The 4,191-nt window shown below is 58.2% G+C and carries 4 protein-coding genes; 1 reads left to right on the forward strand and 3 read right to left on the reverse strand.

From position 1 onward, the window contains the following. From Q9R30_RS19155 to Q9R30_RS19165, 3 genes are all read right to left on the reverse strand, one after another. Positions 1-1,252, reverse strand: a 1,252-nt coding sequence (locus tag Q9R30_RS19155) for a hypothetical protein (protein WP_311218577.1), incomplete at its 3' end; no start/stop codon positions are given. Between the two features lie 70 nt (positions 1,253-1,322). After that, positions 1,323-1,973, reverse strand: a complete 651-nt coding sequence (locus Q9R30_RS19160; protein WP_311218578.1) for a cutinase family protein — start codon at positions 1,971-1,973, stop codon at positions 1,323-1,325. 394 nt (positions 1,974-2,367) lie between these two features. Then, positions 2,368-2,589 carry a hypothetical protein gene (locus tag Q9R30_RS19165; protein ID WP_311218579.1) on the reverse strand — a complete coding sequence of 74 codons (222 nt, stop codon included), beginning with the start codon at positions 2,587-2,589 and terminating at the stop codon, positions 2,368-2,370. A gap of 232 nt (positions 2,590-2,821) precedes the next feature. On the opposite strand from Q9R30_RS19165, the gene Q9R30_RS19170 reads away from it, so the two are divergent. Next, positions 2,822-4,150 carry a DUF1524 domain-containing protein gene (locus tag Q9R30_RS19170; protein ID WP_311218580.1) on the forward strand — a complete coding sequence of 443 codons (1,329 nt, stop codon included), beginning with the start codon at positions 2,822-2,824 and terminating at the stop codon, positions 4,148-4,150. The last annotated feature ends 41 nt before the right edge of the window (positions 4,151-4,191 follow it).

Consider the following 4,191-nt stretch of genomic DNA (forward strand, 5'->3'; position numbering starts at 1 on the left):
GAATAGCCGCCTCCCTCCCTTTTATATATCGCCATCGGAAGGGCATCCTCCCGCACAAACTGCTTACTCTCTTCGTCGAAGAAGTGAAAATTAGCCATGAACGGCTAGGCAGCCGGTCAGGCTGTAGAGTCACCGTTTCCCCAGGGATGACGTACACGACCTTGCCCTCGCTTGGCAGCACCCACCCTTCTCCATCCACGAAGTCAGGCGCTGAATGGGCCGGATACCCTCCATCCCCGTGGATTCTCCAGTAGTAGCGATTGAAGTTGATGTCTTGGTAAAAAACCTTGTGGGCTCCTTGAACCACTTTGATCCTGTAGCCGCCCTTTTCATCTTCAGGAAAGCCTTCTAACCGGGTACCAGACACGTCACACCCGTAGCACCATCTAGCTGAGTTGTAACTGGGCTGCGATTCACCGTAGCTCTGTGCGTAAACGTCGCCGTTTACCCTGGGATTTGACTGCGTGATGAGTGGGTCAAGATCAGCAGTGCCTTCGATGTAACCGAACTCTAATTTAGCAACTGGCACTGTGGGACCGGCGGAAGGAGCCGTAAAAACGGAGGCATCGCCTTCGTGCAGAGCCTCGCCAAGGAAGTAGGGCACATGATTTTTGTTGAACCCAGTGTTATTGTCATGCCCGTCCTTCAAGTTAGCCCGGACGGTAACCCTTTTAGTCGTCGTGAGAGGGCTGAGCCACGAAACGTCTATAGAGTAGTAACCGTTGGAGTCAGTCAGCGCAGTTGCATATCTGTGGCTGTAGGTGTCGTACTCGCTGCCCTCCAGAGTGTGCGCCGCCACCATTATTACCCCTGCAGGTCGTCCATCTTGGCAGAGGATGCGGCCACGCACTGGTGTTTCGGGTACGTAAGAACTGACCGTTTGGTTCTGGGGCGCCAAGTCAAGTCCACAGTCTGCCAGGGCATCACATGACGGTACAGCGTAGATTTCCAAGCGCGTGGACAAAACCCCGAAGTCCGGAGTTACAAGCTCCATCGGGACAGCGAAGGTTCCCTGTCCAAGGACTCCGCTGAAGGCGCCACTGGCCTCTACCTTGAACCAGTGCGACGCATCAAGCTGGAAGCCTGATGCGGTGGCCAGGACCCCAATATCCGGTTTATAGCCAGCCTTTATGCGCCACGACCCTACGTTAGCCCCAAGAGCGTGGTCCGAAGCGAGCGAACCCGAAACGCTTTCCTCCCCGCCACAAACGGTCGTCCTATAGAGCTGTGAACGGAGTGCATCATTAGCCAAAGCCCTGGTAATCGTCGGATGGCGTTCTGCACATCGCAAACGATGTCGTACTCGTTGCAGATCTCGACGGTCACAGGCCTGAGGCTAGTCGGGGAGTCATGCCCGGGGATGCCAAAGTATTAAGCGATCCCTTCGCCCGGTTTCGCGCTGCCCTGGTTCGGTACCACCGCACCGTCGATTCGTGCTGGATCTGCAATTTTGAAGATGCCGGCATACTTGATGGATCCGAATAGTGCTCGACAGCATTGTTGATCACCAGGGACCCCTGGGAGTAGCCAACTAGTATCCATCTTTCAGTTGGACACTTCAGCATAGAATCACCCAAGACCTCGCCTAGGGTCAGGGTTCCCCGGCCAACGCTGCTTAGGTAAACCCAGTTGCTCTTCATCTGCAGAGCATCGGCCACGTCGGTTTTTATATAGTCGGTGCTTAGCGCAGGGTAATCCAGCGCGACGTTGCGGATCGAACGCTTAGCACCGATGTGGTTTTCAACTTCAGTCACCGCCGCCTGCACCTTCTCACCCATCCCAGCAGACTCGCCAGAACCCCGGACGCCTACTATCAGGAGTTCTGCGCATTTTTCGTCCGGAGCGGCAGCGGTCTCCTCCTTCAGGTATGGGGTCTCTGCCGGCAACTGCAGAACGCTTTTCTGGGTTGTCTGTGTGCTTGCCCACGCCGCCGTTCCCGGAATCACCCCGGTCCCGCTAAGTGCAAGGACCATTCCCAAGACGCAGGTCCTCGTCCAGGCTGTCATTGAGCTCGAGCCGAAGTTTCGGTGCATAAGGTCCCCCAACACGCGGCTCTTTCATCAACAAAAGTGGGAAGCCGCGGCCTTCTTGAGGTGACCCTATCGGGACGGTCGGGAATCTCCTACGCATTTCAAGAAATCCAAGTCATACACTGCCTTGTGAGCTCGCTCCCCCGACGATGCCTAAGGCACCGTTTCGGTGGTGCTCGTGGCAACTCCCGCCGCGTCTACAGTACGGCGGTGCCGCCGGTCGCACTGACACAGTCATATTGAAATCGTCGATAGTCCAATCGTTCGATTATGATCCAGTCATCATTTGACTTGCTGCCTGACTCGCAGCGTTATATAGAAGGACACCCATGTGGGATCACCGCAGGCGGCTTTTGGCCGCCTTCGCTTCGCTCGCCATCGCAACATCCACCTTCGGATCCATTGCTCCGGCCACCGCGGCACCAAGCACAACCACTACCAGCGACTCCACAGCGTCGCCGACGTCCACATCAACGTCAACGGAGACGGCGACTCTCGCCGCCGAAGCGCCGTCGCCGACGACTGCAGCACCAGCAGCGGAACCGTCTCCGACTGACACGCCCTCGCAGCCAGCACCATCACTGGAAACAGTCCCCGCCTCTCCAAGCGCAAGAACCCTGCAACCCGAGGCCACCGCCGGCGGTGGAGCGTCAGGACCAACCACGACCGGGGAAACTCTCCTTGCCGAACTGCCGCTGACCAGGAACGTAGCGCCGGCCTACAGTCGGGACTACTTCAACCACTGGATTGACGCTGATGGCGACGGATGCGACACCCGCGCCGAAGTTCTTATGGAAGAATCCACCGTCCCCGTCACGTTCAGTTCCGGCTGCACCGTCGCAACCGGGCAGTGGAATTCCCAGTACGACGGCGCCACTTGGACCAACGCGTCAGATGTCGACATCGACCACATGGTGCCGCTAGCCGAAGCATGGCGGTCTGTGGCCTGGAGCTGGACAAACGAGCAACGCACCGCGTTCGCCAACGACCTCGACTACCAAAACAGCCTTATCGCTGTCACCGATAACGTGAACCAGTCCAAGAGCGATCAGGACCCCGCTACCTGGATGCCCACCCAGAATCAATGTCTCTACGCCATCAACTGGGTATCCGTGAAGTGGCGCTGGAACATCGGCGTTGACCCGGAAGAGCGCACAGCACTTGAGGCTTGGCTGAATGGCACCCAGTGCGGCACCAATCCTTTCCCGCGTCCCGGCAAGATGATCACCGACCCGAGCCAGCAGAAGTACCCCCTGCAGAAGATCGTTTACGACTCCACCATCTTCGAAATGGTCCCGGACTCGGGCGGCACCCCAACCCCGCGCCAGCTTAGCTATGAAAAGTGGCGCGATGTTTACACCTTCCAGACCCCCACGCCTGCGTCCACGGATTTCGTGAAGTACCCGTGGTCGCCAACAGTATACGCAGTCACGTTCTGGCCGGGTGGCGAGAACTACTGGATGTGGACACGGCTGTCCTTCCCTCAGTGGCAGACCGCTGGCTACCCGACGCCGCGTAACGCTGGCTGGATTAAGGGCAGCTATTACTACAAGTGGGGCACATCCACCGAACTCTTCGTCGAAGGTGAAGACGGAGTCAACCACAAACTCACCGGCGCTGAATGGGCAGCCTCCGGCTACCGGTCTTACGTCGACCGCGGCAATGAAGGCTTCATGAAGCTAACCTGGGCAAACGAGTTCGCACGGATGTCCAACCTCAGCACGGGCGCCGGCCGCCCCCTGGGTTACAACGAGTGGCAGGAAGAAGCCTTCCCAACTCCCCAAGCGGTGCAGCGCATCACGGGTGACAAGTTCTACAAAGACTGTGGCAACTCCACGATCTGGTACGCGGGGCCTGGCATGAACCGGCCTGTCAGCCTCCAAGAATGGCAGGGAGCAGGATCCCCCAGCCCGACAGTTTCAGGGACCTGCGCCGGCGATGGCGGAACTACTCCGCCGCCTCCAACCCAGCCCAGCAACCCGGGGGACACCAAGAACTGCACCGATTTCCAGTACGAGTACCAGGCGCAAGCATGGTTTGACAATTACTACCCGTACTACGGTGATGTAGCCAAGCTCGATGGCAACAACGACGGACGAGCCTGCGAGTCCCTGCCGTAAGGCCAAACCCTAGGCAAGCACAAAGCGCCCGTCCACTCCGT

The sequence above is a fragment of the Arthrobacter sp. AB6 genome (assembly GCF_031844545.1).
Lineage (GTDB): Bacteria > Actinomycetota > Actinomycetes > Actinomycetales > Micrococcaceae > Arthrobacter.